Consider the following 21227-nt stretch of genomic DNA (forward strand, 5'->3'; position numbering starts at 1 on the left):
TACCGAAATCGAGGACGGAGCCTGCGGCATAATGTCCTGATTTTGGCACCGTCTCTCACAGAACTCAGCCACTTTAGCAGGTTGGGCAATTTTCCTCTGCTTCTAATCCTTTAGTCCAAACTCCAGACCTAAGTTTTTAGTCCAAAAGTTTTTAGCCCAAAAGTTTTTACTCCACATTATCTAGCCCAGTTAACCAGTCTTTAACTCAGTTAAGAAATCAAGCGTTTCATGAACTTTTACATCACTGATTAAACTTTCTTTTCAAGCCCCTAAATATTGATTGCGAACTTCCATGATCCCCTCAAAAATCTGATAACTTCTCATAATTAAACCTATCCAGATTAAGGACGACAACTATGCAATCTCCCCGCAAGCACCTGGGTCAGTCGATCGGATTAGGCGTTTTGTTGGCGCTGGCAAGTGTGGGTATGTTGTGGACGGTTGCATCGTTCTAACAGAAATACGACTAGTGGGATCTCTGGTAGGAAAGCCGATTCCCAGGGATCACTTCTCTTCTGCAACATGTCTGCGTGGAACTCTCAAATAACAAAAGCAAGGACTCCGATGTTCCTTGCTTTTTTTTGGACAATATTACCCAGCTCAAAAATCATTTCTCAAAAGTCCTGTCCCAAAAGTTATGCCCTCTCAGACGACTCTGGCGGAGCGAAGCTCTATGTCCTAGAGAGGTTTATGTATTTCAGAGAGACAAGTATTTCAGAGAGGCAAGTATACCGGAGATGCGATCCATTGGAGAAAAGTTGTGGTATCCCGCTGCTGCTGACCATATAGCGCGGGACTCTATGACGCTCCAAAAAACTCAAACGTTAAACCCCAAAAAAAACAAAAACCAAAAAAAACCAAAAAAACAAGTTACAACCCAAGTTAAACCCGTTGCAACAAGTTCACCCCGTGGGAATCAGTCCCACAGGTATTTAAAAGATGGTATTGCTGACTCAAACTGCGCACTTGCTGGGATTCTTCAGGACTAGGTCTCCAGGGCTTGGGGTTGCCATAGGCATAGTAGGTTTCCACCCCGTCAATTCCCACTTTGACCGCTGCCAGAATCAAATCCTCATGGGAACGGCGATAGCGAGCTGGGTGAGCCAACACCGCTACTCCTCCCCCCTGGTGAATGGCTGAAATCACCTGGTGGGCCTCCGCTTCATCCCCCCGAGGGGCCGTGCCCGTTAAATATTCCGCGATCGCGGGATGGAAGGGATCGAAGGCATAGCCCAAGATATGAACTTCCACATCCAGTAAGCGGGAGGTGATTTCGGTACCCGTCCAGAGGTGGGGAACGGGTTTACCCAGATTATTGGGTTGCTGCTGCCACTCTTCAAAAAAGTGCTTAGCCGCATAGAAGCCAGAAATCTGATGGTGATCGGTAATGGCAAAACCAGATAACCCAATCTCCAGAGCTTGTTCAGCCAAAATATCTGGCCGAAGTTGCCCATCGGAGTGGGTTGTGTGCATGTGGAAATTGTAGGTATAGGGACAACTATCAGCGTTAACTGAAGCGAAGACTCGACGAAGAGCTGCCAGATCCTGTGCTGCCGGCTTCTCGCTCGTTGCAGTCTGCGGAAGAACAACCGCCATGGAGTGCCTCAAAATGGTGTGTTTGGCGTAACAACGTTACCTAACTTTACTTTAGTCTACGCGTTCACAAGTGTGGGAAAGGGGAATTTTTGCTTTTCTATAGTTGTATTTCGTTTTCGCTATCAGTGCATTTATCCAGGGAAAGAACTCGTAAATGCACTGAGAGACTGACTATTTGAATGAAAACTGGCTGGAAACACAACGATGAGCGGCTTGCTCTTCCATGCAAGAAATGAGTGGAGATTTAGTTTCCCTTCGGTTTCACTAATCCATGCTCTAGCGCGAACCGAACAAGTTCTGTACGGCTATTGGTGCCTGTTTTCGTAAACAACCGACTGACATATTTCTCCACGTTCCGCACACTGGTATCTAAGCGACGGGCAATTTCCTTATTCATCAACCCATCCACCACCAATTCCAGAACGCTCTGTTCCCGAGGCGTGAAATCAATATGAATCGGGGCAGCGGTCGTCTGCAAGGTGCCTTTCTGGGTCAGCAGGGCTTTGATTTCCTTGATTTGACGAGCCAATTCTGCGACATCGGGGTTTTCAATATCACCTGACCCCGCTTGAGCCGCTTTTTGACGGGACAGAATATTTTTGACGATCGCCACGAGTTCATCGGGGTCAAAGGGTTTTGGCAGATACGCATCACACCCGGCATCGTAGCCCTGGATGCGATCGTTGGTCATGCCCCGCGCCGTCAGGAAAATCACGGGCAGGGATTGGAAGCGAGGATCCTCCCGTAGCCGTTTTAGCAATTGGTAGCCATCCACCTGGGGCATCATGACATCACTAATGACCAAATCCGGCAGAATGCGCTGGGCTACGTCCCATCCTTCATCGCCGTTGGTTGCCGTATGCACCGTAAAGCCACTGTCTTCTAGGTAGGCTTGAACGGCCTCCCGTAGACCAGGCTCGTCGTCTACCAATAGAAGTTGCTCTGCCATAATCCTCTCCCTATCTCTTTCTACTTAATGTACTTGAGTTCTCAGCAATGTACTTGAGTTCTCAGCGGTTGATGATTTTACTGTCTATCGGACTCCCATCAAACGACCTAACGCCGATCTATCCGCTGGACTCACGGCGACGAGCCTCTAACCAATCCTGGAGGATCAGTGCAGCCGCTTTACGATCGATCAATCCCTTGTTGCGAGAGGGCTGGATATTTTCCGCTTGCAGCAGTTGTTCCGCCGCAAAACTAGTCAAGCGTTCATCCACCCATTCAATCGGGAGATTCAGCGCTTTGGAGAGAGCCTTGGCAAATTTTTGGGTTTGCTTAGCCTGAGCCCCGATCGTGCCATCCATTTGGTAGGGGAGGCCAATGACTAAGACTTGCACCGATCGCTCCTGCACCAGAGGTTGCAAAACGCTGACCACATAGTCAAAGGACTTCCGCTCGATCGTCATTAACCCCGTTGCACCCAGTCCCAAGCCATCACAGCCTGCAACCCCAATCCGCTTTTTCCCCACATCCAACGCGAGGGCAGACAGTCTCTCCACATTCTCTGTTCCCACTGGCCCTCACCTCGCCCTAGCAGCAGGGATCGCCGTGATCATGGGGCGGGAAAAAGTCTTGGGTTTGACTCTCAGCGGTTGTGGAAGCGTCTTTGGCAGAACGATGTTCCTTGACGGACCAATGGTTGGGGCGCTTCGATTCGATCGTGATGCGTCCAGGAACCGGTTTACGAACGGGTTGTAACCCCGGAATGACATCCGCCAGTTGCAGTCCTTCCAGCGCTGGGGCCTGACGAGTTTCCCGGAGTTTATGCCAGACCGATCGGGACATGAGCAAGGTGTGGGCAATCCGCTCCGCACCAATGCGTTCTAAGTAGGCTTCGCGTTCCGGGTGGTAATCCGCCGATAGAATCTCTAGGCTTTGCGAGGGCACCTCTTGGACAATCCGCGCCATTTGAGCCATGACTTCGGGGTAGAGCCAAGTATAGGCCGGATGCACCGTTAGCTGTGCCGTGTGAGGACGGGAGCCATCGCGGCAGAGTTGCAGTTGGAAGTAGGCGATCGCAACCTTACGCTGGGGTTCAAAGACATAGCCGCTCACTGCTTCGGTATTGGTCACCCATTGCTGAACCAAGCGCACTACTGAACCCAGCAGGCTCGTTTTAAAATCCTGGGGATGGCGATCAAACACCTGGCGTACCAACGGTGGCATCGCCATATTGTCTAGCTGGTAGAGCAAATGGGCATCGGCATTGCTCACTGGCAAAAGGTTAGGCAAGTCCGGTTCTCGGTCTGCCAATTCTTGAAGTTGCTCAGCGGAAATTTGCCAATAGGTCACCTGGGCGACGGGCTGAAAGCCATTGTGACGATAGAGACTTAGCCCGGATTCATCATTGACATCCAATTCTAAAATCCAAGTCCGCGCTTGCAGAATTGTCTCAAAGCAATAGCGCAGCAGCAGGGAACCCACTTCATTCCGGGTCAGTACCGCATTGGTGGAGACAGCAGGGGTTCCCTCCTCCACAGCACTACTTTTGGGAACGGTGTCAGAGGCCGCACGATCGCTGGACTGGACGATCGTGGACTCCATTGCCACCCGATCGACTCGCCAAGTGGTTCCTGCATGGTTGAAGGGCGACACTTTAATCACGCCTTTGACCCGTTGTTCCACCTCTGCTACATAGGCAGAGAGTGCATGGCGCAGCGGATTGGGAAACCAACTGAGAAACTTGAGTAAACCATACCAGCGACTCAAGGAAATCGCTTGCTCCCGCACCATGGATGCAGCAGAATCCATCTCGTCGTGTTCCTGCATCAACCGATCGACGGTATCCACGTCACGGTAGTGCAGGGGACGAATGGACAGGTTTGTCGTCTGCCGAAAAGCTCGCATCATGGGAGAAGCCGTCCTAGTTCCTTAGGGTGAGGGATTGGGTGCTGGCACAGCAAGACCTGTTGTAGTCGCGGCAGTCGGACGGATCAGAACCAAGGGGGTTTGCTCATTGGCATTGCCTGCCGGATTGGTAATCAAAGCCTGAGTGAGAAATTTTTCAGATACGTCCGAAGTCGATGCTAATATCTTAACCCTTCGTAAATCATTCACGTCTACCACCGCAGCGGAAAGCCCGGTTTCCCGTTGAATGCGATCGCACAGACCCTGCGGATCGGCGGGGCCAAGGACGACAAATTTATCGTAGGGCGGAATTGTACCAGTTACATCATCAATCAGATTGGCCTGTTCTCCGGCTAAACGGTAGAACATTCCATCAACCTGGAGCGGTTTGGAAATCGATCGGGGCAACAGTTTGAACGGAATGCTGACCACGAAGGCAAAAAAGACGCGGGGGGCTCCGGCAATATCAATCAAGGTTTGTAGTCCACAGGCCGTTGCCAAGCTGGATGTCCGATCGAACATGTAGCACAGGCGTTTGGCCAACCAACCCGGTTGGATTTCAGTGTAGTGACGGTAGCGCCCCTGCATGATGGCAACAGGGGATTCGCCCAAGGTCACGACATCTCCTGGTTGAGCATGGGGAACCACGTAGCGCTTAACCACCTCAATCGGATCATCCAAGCTACTGAGCAGGTGGGTTTTGACGGGTAGCAGTTCGGCATTGTCCGCCGATCGCCATTGCTTAGACCCGGTGGCATCGGGAAATTTCAGGGGCACCACAATATGCTTGGTGCGCGGGATGCGTCCTCCGGGGCCGTAGGTCACAAAATGCACCTTAACCCAAACGGATTGCAAGCTGGCTAAATTCTCGCCACTGATTTCCACTTGCACTTCGATCGGCTCCCGTTTGCCAACCTCAACGATGTCGCTTTCCCAGTAGCCATCATCACGGGGATCAATATCGGGGAATCGAGAAATAATTCGTGTTTTGACCTGATGCTGCTCGACGGGATCTTTAGACAGGAGCGTTGCTTCGGCCCAAATTTCCGGCACCATCACATCGAGTCGTTGGGTTTGGTTGACGAACTCTAGATCCCCAATCAAAAGAATTCGATCGGCCTCTGCGACCTCTAGCCCCCACTTCCCTGCCGTTAACTCTAGGCGATTGCCAGCCCGTCGCCGATATTGTAAGTCCAGTCCGATCGCGGCCAACCCAAAAATCCCTAGAACCGCCAGAAGAAGCTTGAGAATCACAATTCCCTCAACCTGCCCAATACACTTGGATAAATGCAATTAAATCAATGCAATGCCTGAAGATTATGCCTTAAAACGATGGCTTTACTTACATCGCTTTCTAGACTGACCTTGCTTTCTGACCTGACGTGCGTTCGACCAACGAAAGTGTCCCTTACAAATCTCCTGTGCTTGGACGCAGAATTCACTTTCGGGGGGTGTCGGGGGAGTAGAGTCCCCTGACATGGCAGGGGGGCGGGGAGAAGTTCCCCGATCTTTGCTGCGGAGCAGCCCCGACGATCGCGCCTCACCACAAATTCATCGAACTTACGTTGACCTGACGTGCGTTTAAGAATCACCCCGATCGGCAAACAGGCCAAAATTCCTACAGCCGCGCTGCACACAAAGCCGCGCCAATCAAACCCACCTGGGGATTGAGTACCACATGCACCGGAATTCTCTCCAGTAATGGACTCATGCGCCCTTTGTGGGCAAACGCTTGCAGAAATGGGCCAGACTGCATCAGGGGTAAGATTTTTGCAGCAATCCCCCCGGCAATGTACAAGCCGCCATAGGGCAACAGTTTCAACGCTAAATTGCCTGCCTCGGAACCGTAGGCTTCCACAAACAGTTGCAAGGCTTGCTGACATAATCGATCGCTACCTGCTAGGGCAGCAGCCCCAATGATGCTGCCGGGATCCACTGTTTTTTCAGACTGCCCTGCTTCTGCTTCCCACTGACGAATGGCTGCAGCTATTTCCGGCGTTTCGGTGGCATAGTTACGATCGCGCAGAAATTGATAGATCGACACGATGCCTTGGCCTGACACCACCCGCTCCACGGACAGGCGATCGATATTGAACTTGTCTAATAGATAGCGCGATAGTTGATATTCGATCTCACTCCGTGGCGCAAAATCCACATGGCCGCCTTCCGAGCTAAAGACCTGATATCCCGTGGCGCTATGAATTAGAAACCCTTGTCCTAAGCCCGTCCCGGCCCCAATCACCGCGATCGGCGCTGTACTTTCCGATTCCCCCACCTGCAAAGTGCACAAGTCCTGATCCTGGAGCCCCAACACGCCATACCCGACGGCGGCAAAGTCATTAATCAGCGACACCTTGGGAATCTTCAGTTCCTCAGAGAGGCGATCGGCTGCCAATAACCAGCCCAGATTCGTCAGTTTAGAGGTGTTGTTGACCACAGGCCCCGCGATCGCAAAACAGGCTTTTGCTGGAGATAAAGAGTTCCCCGCCTCTGGTTTCCCCGCCTCTGGTTTCCCTACCTCTGCTTGCGCCCTGTCTAAAAATGCCGTCACCATGGGCACGAGGTCGGGATATTCTCCACTGAGATAGCGCATTTCATAAACGGTTTTCCAGTCTGCATCGGAGACCAAATCCACCAGTCGCAGAATGGTTTTTGTTCCGCCAATATCGCCAGCCAACAGGAGAGTCATGGAAAAGATGCCTAATGAATCGCATCGCCATTGTACTGAAGTCCGTCCTAAGGATGAACCATCGTCTCAGCCAAATCCTTGTCAGTGATTCGAGAACTCCATCAGCCACTGTGGCCCTCTTCCGGCCCACCTCAAACTGCCGTAAAATCTTAACTTCCAGCCTTGCTCAAAGACATCAACCTTCTATGGATCGCGCAATTTCTGATCTTCGTAAAGACTACACACTCCAAGCGCTCAATGAAACTGATGTGAGCCCGAACCCCTTTGAGCAATTTCGCACTTGGTTTGATCAGGCTCTCGCAGCCCAGTTGCCGGAACCTAACGCCATGACGATCGCCACTGCCACTCCCGATGGCATTCCTTCTGCGCGTATTGTGCTGCTTAAGGGCTTTGATGAGCGGGGATTCGTCTTTTTCACGAATTACAACAGCCACAAAGGTCAGGAACTTCAAGCCAATCCCCAGGCGGCGATCGTCTTTCTTTGGCGAGAGCTAGAACGACAAGTTCGGATTCAGGGAACGGTGGAAAAAGTGGATGCATCGGAATCGGATGCCTATTTCCACAGCCGCCCCCTAGGCAGTCGCTTGGGCGCTTGGGCCTCGGAGCAGAGCGCGGTCATTCCCGATCGGGCAGTCCTAGAACAGAAACTCGCTCACTTAGAAGCCACCTATCCCGATGGTGAAATTCCCCGACCCGACCATTGGGGCGGCTTTCGCGTGAAACCTAAAGTGATCGAATTTTGGCAAGGGCGATCGAGTCGTCTCCACGATCGCCTGCGCTATCAACACATAGAAGGCCATTGGCACATCGATCGTCTGGCTCCCTAAAGTCAGACCAGTCTTGCTACGCCCGCTTGGTACAAGCTTTACACTTGGTACACTCGTTACAATAGTGCCAGCCTAACCAGTGAGTCCTCACCGAGCCAGTTCTCACCGAGCCAGTGCCCACCCTACCCGCCCCCAGGATTCATGTCCATTGATTTCGGCCCCTTTTTATTCACGATCGATCCCAATGCCATTGCAGCCACGGGGTTGTGGTCGTTAGCACTCTATCTGGGATTTTCGCCCGTCGCCGGCTGGATGACGGATCAACTCTCCAATTGGATGAGCTACGTCGATCGATCGCTCTATAGTTCCGCCCAGGAATACGAACGCACCCGCCCTGCCCGAGAAGCCCAAAATACCTTCTACGGTTCCTTACTCAGCATTATTCCGTTCTTTATTCTGGGGGCCCTGTGTAACTACGGCGTCGAGCGTGGGCTGGGCCACAATTGGGCTATCAGTGTGGCCATGCTGGTCTGTGTCGGGTGTGGAGTGTATGAGTTGGGGCGGCGAGATGGCAAAGCCGATCGGGATGACGATTAGCTGGTCTAGCTGTTCAGCGGCAGCATCGGTCGATTCCGTCGCAGTCCGTTGAATTGAATTCCGTTGCAGTCCGTTGAATTGAACTGGATGCAATGTTTAACCGGGGAACCTAGGGATTTAACCGGGGGAACCTAGTGATTGCTCTGGGCCATCTCTTCTTGGACGATCTGGGCAACCTTGGTGGCAGCGCCCGGTTCTCCCCGGACTTGGCGCAGGGCTTCGCGCATGGCTTGTAGTTGTTCAGGATGAGCGATGTAGGTCAAAACGCGATCGGCGACCATTTGAGGCGTCAAATGTCCCACCATTTCCGGCACAATTTCTCGCTTTGCCCAGATATTCGGCCAAGCCAATAACCCCAATCGCTTGAGCACCATCGTGTTAATCAGTTTGGCAAACAAGGTGCCCACCCCCGGCAAGTTTGCCAAGAGCCCTAATATCCCATCCCACGATCGCATTGCATCCAGTTGATTGGTGGGCAGCATGACAATCATCGGAATCCCCAAGGCTCCTAGTTCTGCGGTATTAGCACCCACGGTCGTCACGCAGAGATCACATTGCCGCAGCAGCCCATGGTGGGGCGTGTAGGGTCCATCATCTCCGTCCGTCCACAGTTCAATTTCTACACCTTGCTCCGTTTTTAAATAAGGTGTTACCTGTTTTGAATAAGGTGTTACCCGAGGCGTTTGAGCTGGAATCCCCTCTGAGCCAGCCTCCTGCGGCAGAATTAACGTCGCACCCACGCCATCCACCAGGGCTGCAATAGGGTTTTGGGTAGGATCAGCATACTTGGCCAAGGTGGTTAAATCCAACGAGGGAGCCATGGGAAGGACAAAGCGCGCCTGGGGATAAACTGCCGCGACCCATTCCGCGATCGCGCACATCAAGGGAACCCCTTGACTCAATTTAGCGGCTTTGGATCCGGGCAACAGTCCAATCATAGGCTGAGTCGTAGGGCAGATGGGGCGATCGATCGCTTCTACATCACTCATCAGATCGCCCACAACAACACATTTCTGCCGATCGACGGGTTTTAAAGCCTCGATCACATTAGACTGCATCACTGCAAAGCGATCGATCCATTGCACCCAGCGCACTTCCCATTCGGCATAGACGACCGTGCGATACCCCAAGCGTTTAGCCAGCAGAACCGGGAAGAGTTGATCGCCTCCCAGAAAAATAATGACGCCGCGATCGCGCCAATCCCAAGACTCCACCGTTTTGCCCCAGAGCAGAAACGGAAAAAAATGCTCAGCTGCCTGCACCCGATCGACCTCAGGATAACTTTGGGCAATCTCCGCCTCCCGACCACTGGCATTGGGACAGGGGGAGAGGACAACAGAAATGCGAACTTGCTGGCGATCGGGCCCCAATTGCGATCGCAGCGCTTTCACGACAGGTCTGACCCAAGTACTTAATTCCCCTGGTCCATTGGACAAAATTAAGATATCCCAAGGGCCGCCGATCGGTTCATTGCCAGAAGCCTCTGGGGGATGGGGACGAATCTGATGTTGCATTGGTCGCTACTTTAAAATTCCGTATCTGTTGTTTATCAACTGTTTATCAACCCTTCATCCAGTGTGAAGCCAAGCCCCTCCAAAAGAGAAGAAATTTGGTATTCACTGGGTTGTGATCCATTCCCAGCAAGCCCCTACACTGCAAGCCATTCAGCCCTATGAGCCGCCCAAAATGGGATCGCCCCACCACGGTATATTAGCGATCAAGCTAGGACTATCACCATTGCTTCGTTCGCCACTGCTTCGTAAATCGCTGCTCACCATGGCCCCTGATGGCCTCTCACCACCATGCCCTCTGACCACCATAGCGTTCTGTTGCTCTCACCACCTGCAACAGATACCCATTCCATAGAACGATCGCTCTATCACTTAGAATGCCCGGTGGCTGTTACCCATTCCGTCAGCCGAGCGATCAACGTTGCTAGTACGCATCGTCCCTGTTTACTCATCATTCAAGGCAGTGCCCAACAGTGGTCATTTAACCAATTGCGTCGGCTCCGGACGATCGCCGATAGGAGCCGGATTACCCTACTCGCCTTGGCCGATTCCCATCTCCAGAGCTGGCTCTATCAAGAAGACAACCCAGGATTTGACGGCTTTCTGGTCAACCCGGTTAGCCACGAGATTCTTCAGTCGGTACTTTGTGCTGCCAGCGCTCGCCAACTCTGTAAATAGGAGATCCATTACATTCAGGCTAAACGTTCAGGCTAGAAGTTCAGGCTAGAAGTTCAGGCCAGACGTTCAGGCTAAACATTCAGGTACAACATTCAGATAAAGTTGCATTTCCAACCACTTCCCTCAAATTTCAAGACTCGAAACTTTAAGTGCGGCTTGTCATCATTGCAAGGAATCGCATCGTTAGAATTCACAGGACGATCGTGCCCCCTCCTGAAAAAATCGCGTAATTTCACTGAAATGGCTGAATCTGATCAGCAATCCACAGCCCCCCTTTGGGTGAGATTCTCGATTAATTTAGGAGAGACCATTTATCAACGACTGAGTTTTGAGGTTGAATCTACGGTAGATTCGATCGCCACAAAGCTTGTTATTCATGGGTTATCTCCCTTTTGACAAGCTCAGAGCCTTCCATTTTGTATCCTAGTAAACTCTTTATAGGAGTTTAGAAAACAGGGTGCAACTTTGGTGAGAAAGGCTACAATCGGAAAAAGATTCCAAGCATTTAGTCATAAACCCTGTATAGCGGCACCTTAATCTAGATGAAATAGTTTTGTATTGTGGTCAGCGTTTTGGGACTTTAGCGATAGTTCGGTATCACTCTCAAATCGTCTCCCGTAACGGTAGAGTCGATATTTTAGTGGAGTTGATTTCTAGAAGTTTCTATCTCCGGTCCATGTCATTGATCCCTGACACACAGTTCGGCTGTTAATTACGATTGAGATGTGGTGCTGTTCTTTTAGGATGCTTGAACTTCATCACTCTACGACTTAAGGAGCATGAGGAACGCGGCATGACCCAGGCCAACGACGTACTTGAACTAGAATTTGGTACCGCTGCCGAGGACATGGAGGCAGATGTTGATCTGTACGAGATGGACGAGGAGGATGAAGATGTTGAGGATCTTCCGTTAGACGAAGAGGATGAGAAAGCTGGCAAAGGTCGGACTTCTCGCCGTCGCGCCCAGGCTAAGAAGAAGCATTACACGGAAGACTCCATTCGCCTGTACCTTCAGGAAATTGGCCGGATTCGTTTGCTGCGCGCTGACGAGGAAATTGAGCTAGCTCGGAAAATTGCTGACTTGCTAGAGCTGGAGCGCACTCACTTCAAGCTGGAAGACAAGTTGCAGCGGGAACCCTCCTTAGAAGAGTGGGCTGCAGAAGTCAAAATGCCCATCCCTGCGTTCCGCCGTCGCCTCCACATTGGCCGTCGGGCGAAGGACAAGATGGTGCAATCCAACCTGCGTTTGGTGGTTTCCATTGCCAAGAAGTACATGAACCGTGGCTTGTCTTTCCAGGATTTGATCCAGGAAGGGAGCCTTGGCTTGATTCGGGCCGCGGAAAAGTTCGACCACGAGAAGGGCTACAAGTTCTCCACCTATGCCACCTGGTGGATCCGTCAGGCGATTACTCGGGCGATCGCGGATCAATCTCGTACGATTCGTCTCCCCGTGCACTTGTACGAGACCATTTCTCGGATCAAGAAAACGACGAAGCTCCTGTCGCAGGAAATGGGTCGTAAGCCGACTGAAGAAGAAATTGCGACTCGGATGGAAATGACGATCGAGAAGCTGCGGTTTATTGCGAAGTCAGCGCAGTTGCCCATTTCTCTGGAAACCCCGATCGGGAAGGAAGAAGATTCCCGTTTAGGCGATTTCATTGAATCCGATGGCGAAACCCCCGAAGATCAAGTGTCCAAAAACTTGCTGCGGGAAGATTTGGAAGGCGTATTGGCCACCCTCAGCCCTCGGGAAAAGGATGTCCTGCGTCTGCGCTATGGTTTGGACGATGGCCGCATGAAGACCTTGGAGGAAATCGGCCAAATCTTCAATGTCACCCGCGAGCGCATTCGTCAGATCGAAGCCAAAGCGCTACGGAAGCTGCGCCATCCCAACCGGAACAGCGTCCTTAAAGAATATATTCGTTAGTTCTGGGCGGTTCCAGGAAGAAATGCGATCGAAGTTGTGAACTTCGCCAGCAATCTTTCCAGAATCAATTCCTCAGTTTCAAGCGTTTAACTGACCTTTAACTCAATCAACGCAAGAAGGCATTCCTAAGGAATGCCTTTTTTACTGATTAACAGTACAAAAACCTGATAAAACTCGAAAAAAAGCGGACTATCAGCTAGATAGTCCGTAAAACTTGCTTTTTAAGGTTGACCGGGATTCAGAAAAACTTACATCAGACCCAAGAACTCAAGAATGCCTTGACCCGAAACAAACTCAGTAATCAAAGCCGCAACAAAGCCAATCATTGCCAACCGACCATTCCACAACTCAGCTTGGGGGGTGAAACCAAACTTCCAAGCATTCCGATCTTCAACGACAGGGGTTGTGACCTTTTGAGTGTCTTGCATAGTTATTACTCCAGGGCGAACTAGCTGTTAACACCAATGTAAATCATTGTTACGAAATGTGCCACAATATTACGATAGAAGTCATGAATTGTTAACAATTAATAATTTAAATATAAATTTTATCAAGATAAATTTCTTGACAAAATTATCGAATTGTGAGTTTCTCTGACTTATTCCCAGTGTAATTCCTCAATCAGCAAGCTTTTGTAGCCAATTCCACGGGACAGTTAGCTGTTGATCGAGAAGATGCCGTTATCATGGAGGGACGCTCGGTATTTGTAAAGAATCGTGTTTATAAAGAATCATCAATGAATTTTTCCGATTCTGGGTTTGCGAAGTTTAAAGCAACGATGCAAGACACGATGCAAGGCACCGTTCAAAAAGTGCAAAGCACCGTGCAGACAAAGTTGTTTTTTGGCCATGAGCCATCGCCGGAATTGCTGGCGATCCTATTGGTCTATTTTGTCCAAGGCATTTTGGGGTTGGCTCGTCTGGCCGTCAGCTTTTTCCTGAAAGATGAGCTAGCACTAGGCCCTGCGGAAGTTTCTTCATTGCTGGGGATCGTTTCGATTCCTTGGATGGTTAAGCCCCTGTTTGGTTTTATTTCCGATGGCTTACCGATTCTGGGATATCGTCGTCGCCCCTACCTGATTCTTTCCGGTATTTTAGGGGTTGCGTCTTGGGTTTCTCTGGCCACCTTGGTACACAGTGGCTGGTCTGCGACGTTAGCGATCGCCCTGGGCTCGCTGTCGATCGCCATGAGCGATGTGATTGTCGATTCGTTGGTGGTTGAGCGGGCACGGGCAGAGTCCCAAAGCGCAGCGGGTTCCTTGCAGTCCCTCTGCTGGGGCGCTTCAGCAGTCGGTGGTCTTCTGACCGCTTACTTTAGTGGATCCTTGCTACAACAGTTCAGTACCCAGACCGTTTTTTTAATTACGGCGACGTTTCCCTTGATTGTTTCTGCTGTCGCCTGGTTAATCGCAGAAACTCCACTGGATGAAAAGCCAAACTGGGCTGTCATTACCCAACAGTTTGGGCAACTGAAGCAAGCCATTTCCCAAAGAAGTATTTTCTTGCCCACCCTCTTTCTGTTTCTCTGGCAAGCTACACCCACTGGGGAATCTGCATTTTTCTACTTCACCACCAATGAATTGGGATTTGAGCCGGAATTCTTAGGGCGAGTGCGGTTGGTCACTAGTTTCGCTTCGATCGCGGGCATTTGGATCTTTCAGCGATTTTTGAAGAAAATTTCCTTCCGCGTCATTTTTGGCTGGTCTACGGTGATTGCGTCGGTGCTGGGCCTATCGGCGCTGATTTTAGTCACGCACCTCAATCGGGAACTGGGGATTAGCGATCGCTGGTTCAGCTTGGGCGATAGTTTGATCTTGACCGTCATGGGTCAAATTGCCTTCATGCCTGTCCTGGTACTGGCGGCGCGCTTGTGTCCCCCCGGTGTGGAAGCCACTTTGTTTGCGTTGCTCATGTCTGTGGTGAATTTGGCTGGCTTTGTTTCCTACCAAGGTGGCGCATTCATGATGCGCTGGCTCAACGTCACCGATCACAACTTTGAGCAGTTAGGGCTGTTGATTTTAATCACCAACCTGATGAGTTTACTGCCCCTACCTCTGTTAGGCTGGCTACCCTCAGCAGCGGAACTGCCCACGGGAGATGAAGAAGTTCCAGTGGCGATCGAACTCGATAGTTCCGCCTCCAAACATCTGGGTCAGCCATTTTTGCCGGATGTCATGGCGGAACGAGTGGTTGATCGGGTAACGGTTAAACCCGCTAGCACTGCAACCAATCCTCAGCAATAAGCAATTATTTTCACGAAATCCCCTGATTTTCACGAAATCCCTTTTTTCACAAAATTCCCTAGGGGCGCGATCGCCGTCGGCGCGATCGCGCCTTGTTTGTTGGCTTCTGGTTTGTCAGCTTCTGGGATGCTTTGGGCGAAGATGAGGTGTGATCGCCGCGCATTTGAAACTTTTTCAGCCAAGATTGGAAAAAATTCGGGCGAACGGGCTTGGGAAAGGGAACCACCGTCGGACGCGGAATTGCCGCTTCTGGGAACGATACGACTTCTGCTTCTGTATTCTCCCGCGCGACCCTGATTAATAGCGCCACGGAAATAAAGCTGGACAACATTGAACTACCGCCGTAACTCCAGAGCGGAAACGGTAAGCCCGTAGTCGGCAGTGTGCCCGTTGCCACACCAATATTCAAAATTGACTGCCCCACAATCAGCACAACAATCCCGATCGCGACTAAGCGGTGCACAATATTTTGGGCTTTTTGGGCGATATAGAGTCCCAGTGTGGCATAGGCCACCAGCATGAGCAGCAACATCACCCCCCCCACGAGACCAAACTCTTCAGAGAACACCGCAAAAATAAAGTCAGTGTACTGAATCGGCAAAAAACCTAACTTTTGGTGCGATTGACCATAGCCGGTGCCAAACCAACCTCCCGATCCGATCGCCATCAAGCTCTGGGTTAACTGATAACCATCACCCGTAGGATCCGCCCAGGGGTTGAGAAACGAGAGCACTCGTTTGCGCTGGTATTCCCGAAAAGCAATACTCAAAGTTGCCAGTAACACCCCACCGACCGCTGTACTGACTAAATAAACCCAAGGTAAGCCAGCCGCTAGGGCGATCAACCAGATCACCATGCCACAGAGCGCAGTGGTACTGAGGTTAGGCTGAATCAGAATGCCCAGCAGCACCAGGCAAAACACCCCCAGCCAAGTCAGTCGTTTTTTCCAAGTCAGACGATCCCACTGGCCAAAAATCCGGGCACTTTGCAAGACCAGAAAGGGTTTGACAAATTCCGACGGTTGTAGCAAGAAAGGACCGATCGGGATCCATCGTGCGGCCCCTCCGATAGACGCAAAGCCCGGTAAATCCGTGACCCAAATTAACCCAAGAAACAGTAACAAGCCCCAGTGAGCCGTGGAAAGTAGGGTGCGCAGGGGGGAATGGATAATCCAGTTAAAGCCCACCAAACCAACTAAGGCAAAAATTGCTTGACGTTGGAGGTAGTACCAGCCATTGCCAAACTCATTGTCACCCGCCGGATAGGAAGCGGAAAACATCACCATCAATCCCACCAACAGCCAAATAAAGGTGAGCCATCGTGCCAAGCGAGCTTCGATCGCCCAATCCTTGGCCGTGGTGTCAAAAAAGGGAATGAGGTAACGCAGTTGCATGGCGAGTGCCGATTCTGGATAACTACCGATTTTGGATAACTACCGATTCTGGATAACTATCGACTCTGGATATCGGACTCTACTTTAGCGAGATCTTCGTTGAGAAAGACGACGATTTTTCCGGCGTAGTTCAACCCCTTAGGATTACGCGCCACCTCAACCCAGTAGGCAAAGCGACGACCCCGACGCAGTTCTCCCTGGAGGGCAGCGGCGATCGGCTTATTTTGGCGCAGGGCATTCCGTTCTTCCTGGGCTGTGGGATAGCTGTAAACGACTTCGGCCTGCTCGTAGTCCTGGGTAATTTCCAGTCCATAGATCGATCGCAGCGCTTCTTCTAGCCGCGCTTTGGTGACGCCGTAGAGCATATCAAATAGTTGCAGCGATTCACTGCGCACCACCCCACTCGAAGCAGACTTGCGGGTTAGTTTCCCCGGTGCAAACATCGACGCTTCAAAAATCATGCGCTGGGAGGCCGTGTTGCTCCGCCGCACCGTTAATTTTTCCCCCGGACCGGGTTTGAGACTGGGGGTCGATCGCAGCCAAGTGGCGACTTCATCAGTAGATTGTCCCGGTAGGGCGATCGCCGAAGGAGTCCAGACGCTAGACAGCCCTGTACTGAAGGCTAAAACCAAAGCGGCTAACGAGATTCGAAGCTCAGTGCGCTGCATAATTCGACCTTTCAAAATCCTGTACTAAATCGAGTCTGGTAAAGGTGGCTAAAACTATATCTTGGAATCTCTCGATCGACACAAAAGATTTTCCACAATTTACGCTGCTCTAGCATTCCCCCGACCTTTGCCTCACGGTTCCATGGCAACCTTGATAACTTTGCGATCGCGCATGTCGGCCAAGGCTTGGCCCAACTGATCCAGCGGTCGGTGGTCACTAATCAATAATTCCAAGGGGGCAATGCCACTGTGGATGAATTGGAGCGCTGCCCGGACAAATTCCGGGGTGTTGTGGAAAACGCCTTTGAGGGTGAGTTCGTTATAGTGCAACTGCTCAGTATTGACGGCAATCGTTGTATTTTTGGGACAACCGCCAAACAGGTTGATGGTGGATCCGGGTCGTCCACAGGCGATCGCCAATTCCCACGCACTGGGCACCCCCGTCGCTTCGATGACAATATCGGCTCCCCAGCCCTCGGTCAAACTCCAGATTAATGCGGGAATATCCGCCACCTCGCGATGGAGAAAGGTTTGGGTTGCGCCCAGTTGCTCCGCGATCGCCAACCGTTGGGGACTGCCACCGAGGACAATGATTTCCGAAGGTTGACCCACGCGATACCCCGCCGCCAAGGCCGCCACAAACAGCAACCCGATCGCCCCATCGCCTAACAAAACGATGCGATTGCCGGGACGGGCATTCGATCGGGCAATGCCATGCAGCACACAGGCCAAGGGTTCGGTCATGGCGGCCAGGGCAAAGGGTAACTCGTCAGGAATCGGCAACAGATTTTGGGCGACGATCGGCGCGGGAATTTTGACCCGTTCGGCAAAGGTGCCGTTATTGAATAGTAAATTTTGACAGAGGGAGAATTCCTGCCGCTGACAGAAAAAACATTGGCCACAGGGGGCAGAGTTATTGGCCACGATCCGATCGCCCACCTGCCACTGGGTCACGCCCTCCCCCACTGCGGCGATCGTGCCTGCCACCTCATGGCCAAACAAAGTCGGAGGTTTGAGCATACGGGCATGGCCACCCCGTCGCCACACCTTCAGGTCAGTGCCGCAGGTCGTCGCCGCCTTGACTTGAATCACCACTTCCCCCGCTGCGGGTTCTGGGTCGGGAACGGTTTCCAGTTTCAGGTCTTCCTGTCCGTAGAGTACAGCCGCTAGCACGATCGATTGGGTCTCCTGCGAAAGTGTGACCGCGATCGTACTGGGTTTCGGGGCCGTTAGCGCGGGGGAAATGCTAGCCTAGATAGGTCAATACTACGCATAGCGCCATTCTGAGGCGATCGCGCCATACCAGTTGCCATGAAAAAGGTTGTCGTTGGACTTTCCGGTGGGGTAGACAGTTCCACTACTGCGGCTCTCTTGCAGGATCAAGGATATCAAGTGGAAGGCATGACCCTTTGGTTAATGAAGGGCAAGGGGCAGTGCTGCTCGGAAGGGATGGTGGATGCGGCGAAGCTGTGCGAAAAAATGGGCGTCCCCCATCACATCGTCGATAGCCGAGACAACTTTGAAGAAAACATTGTGAATTACTTGGTGGAGGGCTATCGCCAGGGAATTACACCGTTGCCTTGCTCCAATTGCAATAAGGCGGTGAAGTTTAGCCCCATGCTGGATTATGCCCAACGGGAATTGGGGATTGACCTGATTGCGACGGGACATTACGCCCGCACTCGCTACGATGAGGCGACGGGACGCTGGCAATTACTGCGGGCCTTCGATCGCAATAAAGATCAGACCTATTTTCTTTACGATTTAAGCCAGGATGTCTTGGCCCATGTGATTTTTCCGTTGGGTGAAATCCAGAAAACGGAAACGCGCCAACTGGCCAACCAATTTGAATTACACACTGCCGACAAGCCGGAAAGCCAGGATCTCTGCTTGGTGGAAGCGAATGGTTCCATGCAGGCATTTTTGGATAAGTACATTACCTCCACCACAGGCGACATTGTTGATCAATCCGGCCAGGTGTTAGGTCAGCACGGTGGCATCCATCACTATACGATCGGGCAACGGAAGGGCTTGGGTATTGCCTACAGTGAGCCGCTCTATGTGATTGGCTTGGATGCGGTGATGAATCGGGTCATTGTTGGAACGAAGGAAGAGGCGTACCAGACGGAATGCACGGTACAGCGGGTCAATTGGGTGTCGATCGGTCAACCCACGGCTCCCATCCAAGCGGAAGTGCAAATTCGCTATCGATCGAAACCTTCGCCAGCGACGATCGTGCCGTTGGAAGAGGGTCGAATCAAGATTTTATTTAGCGAACCTCAACTGAGCATTACCCCCGGTCAAGCAGCGGTTTGGTATGACGGTGAAGTGTTACTGGGGGGCGGCATTATCGAACGGCCTGCAACGTCACCCTGAAACACCTAAATATCACGCTGCAAAATCAAAACTCCTAGCACAATTGAAACACCTAAAACAGGTGTAGCGATCGCACCAGATGAAGCGACGGAAACGACTTGGAGCAACAATCAACTAGAAGCCTCAGATATCAAACTTACCTAGAGGATCTACACCATGAACACTGCTCAAATTAGCACCGATGGAACCCATCAAATTGTGATAATCCCCGAAGACTTCAAAATGTCGGGCACTGAGGTTTACATCAAAAAAGTTGGAGGTGCGATCGTTCTGATTGCTAAAGATGCCCCCTGGCAGTCCCTGTTTGACAGTTTAGAGCAATTCTCTGACGATTTTATGACCGCTAGAGAGCAGCTCCCCCTCGACATTCGAGAGGCATTTTAGATGCAATACCTGCTTGATACCAACATTTGCATTTATCTGATCAAGCAAAAACCTCCCAAGGTATTGGAACGATTCAACACCCTAGCCATTTGCTGCCCATGCCCTAAGCCTTGGTGCTACGTTGGTCAGCAACAATGTACGAGAGTTCTCACGTGTTGACAATCTATCTCTAGAAAACTGGGCGGAGTGAACTACGGTAAAGGAACAAGTGAGATGACGATTGCGGCGATCGAACTACCGATGGAAAAAATTGCTGAGTTTTGCGATCGGTGGCAAGTGACAGAATTTGCCCTCTTTGGTTCCGTCCTACGCGATGACTTTCGCCCCGACAGCGATATTGATGTGATGGTGCAATTTCATCCAGAAGCCCATCCAACCCTATTCGACTTAGCTTACATGGAGGACGAATTAAAGGTACTCTTTCAGCGTGACGTTGATTTGGTGACCCGTAAAGGGATTGAGACAAGTCGTAACTACCTGCGTCGCAACGCAATTCTCTCCTCTGCTCAGGTAATTTATGGAACGCGATCTTCAATCTCTGCTTGATATGTTGCAGTCTGCTCAAATTGTGATGAACTACATTGCTGGGCGATCTCAAGACGAATTAACAAGTGATTTACAATTTCAAGATGCAATGATCCGCAGACTTCTGATTATTGGTGAAGCCTCAAAACGGGTTTCTGAAACAACTCGGCAAACCTTAACCACTATTCCTTAGACCGCAATCAGTGGGATGAGGAATCGGCTGGTACATGAGTACGACGAAATCGATTTAGATGTTATTTGGGATACTGCTGTCAATAGTTTACCAAATTTGATTTTAGAGCTAGAGAAAGTAGTTCCTCCTAATGAATAGCTTGGATCAATTCGCAATTTGAAACCTTGGGGGCAAAATCTCATGATGATGCAAGCTGAAGAGAAAAAAAGCTACACACCAGATGAGTATCTTGACTTTGAGGTGAGTTCAGACACACGCCATGAGTATATCAATGGAGAAATCATTCCCATGACGGGCGGCACCCCTGAACATAATGAAATTGCCAGTATTCTTAATGCAGCCCTGAGAATGAGCTTAAAAGGTCAACCCTACAGTATTTTTGTGGCTGATCAGCGGCTCTGGATTCCCGATCGCCAGCTTTATACCTACCCAGATGTCGTGGTTGTCCCTCGGCCAATCCAGCGACAACAGGGGCGCGCCGACACAATTACAAACCCTGTAATGATTGCTGAAGTCCTTTCCAAGTCAACCAAAAACTACGATCGTGACGAGAAATTTGCTGCTTATCGCACTATCCCAACATTCCAAGAATATCTATTGGTTGATCAATACATTCCTCATGTTGAGCAATACGTCAAAACTGATGCTCACCAATGGATCTTTACTGAATATAACGATATGAATTCATCAATTTCCCTATCGTCCATTCCCTTAGAAATACAGTTAGCTGATCTCTATGAAAATATTGAATTTGGATCATCATGAAAATTTTGAACGTAGGCATAGAGTGAGCCATTCTCTTTCAGAGAGGCGATGCTAACGAAACCGATG

At 50.9% G+C, this 21227-nt stretch carries 20 protein-coding genes and 2 pseudogenes; 11 read left to right on the forward strand and 11 right to left on the reverse strand.

Translation table 11 applies throughout. The annotated features are described in order from the left end of the window. Window positions 1–882: 882 nt before the first annotated feature. The 6 genes from H6G21_RS23945 to H6G21_RS23970 form a co-directional block, all read right to left on the reverse strand. On the reverse strand, window positions 883–1596 hold the full coding sequence (locus H6G21_RS23945) for a PHP domain-containing protein (protein WP_190576869.1): 714 nt from the start codon (window positions 1594–1596) through the stop codon (window positions 883–885). Between the two features lie 244 nt (window positions 1597–1840). Beyond that, window positions 1841–2545, reverse strand: coding sequence for a response regulator transcription factor (locus tag H6G21_RS23950; RefSeq protein WP_190576871.1), 705 nt, complete (start codon window positions 2543–2545; stop codon window positions 1841–1843). Window positions 2546–2663: 118 nt separating this feature from the next. Further along, window positions 2664–3098, reverse strand: a complete 435-nt coding sequence (ruvX, locus tag H6G21_RS23955; RefSeq protein ID WP_190576872.1) for a Holliday junction resolvase RuvX — start codon at window positions 3096–3098, stop codon at window positions 2664–2666. Window positions 3099–3129: 31 nt separating this feature from the next. After that, complete coding sequence (locus H6G21_RS23960; protein WP_190576874.1) at window positions 3130–4449, reverse strand: GNAT family N-acetyltransferase; 1320 nt, start codon at window positions 4447–4449, stop codon at window positions 3130–3132. 21 nt (window positions 4450–4470) lie between these two features. Beyond that, complete coding sequence (locus tag H6G21_RS23965; protein ID WP_347278067.1) at window positions 4471–5700, reverse strand: F420-0:Gamma-glutamyl ligase; 1230 nt, start codon at window positions 5698–5700, stop codon at window positions 4471–4473. A 364-nt stretch (window positions 5701–6064) separates the two neighbouring features. Then, window positions 6065–7135: a glucokinase gene (locus H6G21_RS23970; RefSeq protein ID WP_190576876.1), complete on the reverse strand. Its 1071-nt coding sequence runs from the start codon at window positions 7133–7135 to the stop codon at window positions 6065–6067. 185 nt (window positions 7136–7320) lie between these two features. Here H6G21_RS23970 and pdxH point away from each other — a divergent pair, with 185 nt between their 5' ends. Next, window positions 7321–7962, forward strand: a complete 642-nt coding sequence (gene pdxH / locus H6G21_RS23975; RefSeq protein ID WP_190576878.1) for a pyridoxamine 5'-phosphate oxidase — start codon at window positions 7321–7323, stop codon at window positions 7960–7962. 141 nt (window positions 7963–8103) lie between these two features. Continuing rightward, the gene (locus H6G21_RS23980) at window positions 8104–8499 is read left to right on the forward strand and encodes a hypothetical protein (RefSeq protein ID WP_190576880.1); all 396 of its coding nucleotides are present in this window, start codon (window positions 8104–8106) and stop codon (window positions 8497–8499) included. 131 nt (window positions 8500–8630) lie between these two features. Here H6G21_RS23980 and H6G21_RS23985 read toward each other — a convergent pair whose 3' ends face one another. After that, a complete protein-coding gene (locus H6G21_RS23985) occupies window positions 8631–10013 on the reverse strand; it encodes a lipid-A-disaccharide synthase (RefSeq protein ID WP_242042034.1) in 1383 nt (460 codons plus the stop codon). Window positions 10014–10301: 288 nt separating this feature from the next. Here H6G21_RS23985 and H6G21_RS23990 point away from each other — a divergent pair, with 288 nt between their 5' ends. Further along, window positions 10302–10688 carry a hypothetical protein gene (locus H6G21_RS23990; RefSeq protein WP_190576882.1) on the forward strand — a complete coding sequence of 129 codons (387 nt, stop codon included), beginning with the start codon at window positions 10302–10304 and terminating at the stop codon, window positions 10686–10688. 793 nt (window positions 10689–11481) lie between these two features. Beyond that, entirely contained in the window at window positions 11482–12615 is a 1134-nt protein-coding gene (rpoD, locus tag H6G21_RS23995; protein WP_190576884.1) for an RNA polymerase sigma factor RpoD, read from the forward strand. Window positions 12616–12863: 248 nt separating this feature from the next. Here the strand turns inward: rpoD and H6G21_RS24000 are convergent, their stop codons facing one another. Then, window positions 12864–13043 carry a chlorophyll a/b-binding protein gene (locus H6G21_RS24000; protein WP_190576885.1) on the reverse strand — a complete coding sequence of 60 codons (180 nt, stop codon included), beginning with the start codon at window positions 13041–13043 and terminating at the stop codon, window positions 12864–12866. A gap of 362 nt (window positions 13044–13405) precedes the next feature. On the opposite strand from H6G21_RS24000, the gene H6G21_RS24005 reads away from it, so the two are divergent. Further along, window positions 13406–14857, forward strand: a complete 1452-nt coding sequence (locus H6G21_RS24005) for a folate/biopterin family MFS transporter (RefSeq protein ID WP_199307421.1) — start codon at window positions 13406–13408, stop codon at window positions 14855–14857. A 58-nt stretch (window positions 14858–14915) separates the two neighbouring features. On the opposite strand, the gene H6G21_RS24010 is transcribed toward H6G21_RS24005, so the two are convergent. From H6G21_RS24010 to H6G21_RS24020, 3 genes are all read right to left on the reverse strand, one after another. Next, a complete protein-coding gene (locus tag H6G21_RS24010; RefSeq protein ID WP_190576889.1) occupies window positions 14916–16250 on the reverse strand; it encodes an FtsW/RodA/SpoVE family cell cycle protein in 1335 nt (444 codons plus the stop codon). Between the two features lie 56 nt (window positions 16251–16306). Further along, entirely contained in the window at window positions 16307–16918 is a 612-nt protein-coding gene (locus tag H6G21_RS24015; protein ID WP_190576891.1) for a hypothetical protein, read from the reverse strand. Between the two features lie 132 nt (window positions 16919–17050). Beyond that, on the reverse strand, window positions 17051–18091 hold the full coding sequence (locus H6G21_RS24020) for an alcohol dehydrogenase catalytic domain-containing protein (RefSeq protein ID WP_190576893.1): 1041 nt from the start codon (window positions 18089–18091) through the stop codon (window positions 17051–17053). A gap of 138 nt (window positions 18092–18229) precedes the next feature. Here H6G21_RS24020 and mnmA point away from each other — a divergent pair, with 138 nt between their 5' ends. The 6 genes and pseudogenes from mnmA (at window position 18230) to H6G21_RS24045 (ending at window position 21161) form a co-directional block, all read left to right on the forward strand. Continuing rightward, entirely contained in the window at window positions 18230–19294 is a 1065-nt protein-coding gene (gene mnmA, locus H6G21_RS24025; RefSeq protein ID WP_190576895.1) for a tRNA 2-thiouridine(34) synthase MnmA, read from the forward strand. A 156-nt stretch (window positions 19295–19450) separates the two neighbouring features. Then, complete coding sequence (locus H6G21_RS24030) at window positions 19451–19678, forward strand: AbrB/MazE/SpoVT family DNA-binding domain-containing protein (RefSeq protein ID WP_190576897.1); 228 nt, start codon at window positions 19451–19453, stop codon at window positions 19676–19678. Further along, window positions 19679–19868: pseudogene (locus H6G21_RS26400) on the forward strand (hypothetical protein). 23 nt (window positions 19869–19891) lie between these two features. After that, window positions 19892–20224, forward strand: a complete 333-nt coding sequence (locus H6G21_RS24035; RefSeq protein WP_190576899.1) for a nucleotidyltransferase family protein — start codon at window positions 19892–19894, stop codon at window positions 20222–20224. Next, a pseudogene (locus H6G21_RS26405) lies at window positions 20196–20534 on the forward strand (HepT-like ribonuclease domain-containing protein). Before H6G21_RS24035 ends, H6G21_RS26405 begins: the two are co-directional and overlap by 29 nt. A 42-nt stretch (window positions 20535–20576) precedes the next feature. Further along, a complete protein-coding gene (locus H6G21_RS24045; protein WP_347278068.1) occupies window positions 20577–21161 on the forward strand; it encodes a Uma2 family endonuclease in 585 nt (194 codons plus the stop codon). Window positions 21162–21227: the final 66 nt, after the last annotated feature.

Source organism: Alkalinema sp. FACHB-956 (assembly GCF_014697025.1).
In the GTDB taxonomy this organism is placed as follows: domain Bacteria; phylum Cyanobacteriota; class Cyanobacteriia; order Leptolyngbyales; family Leptolyngbyaceae; genus Alkalinema.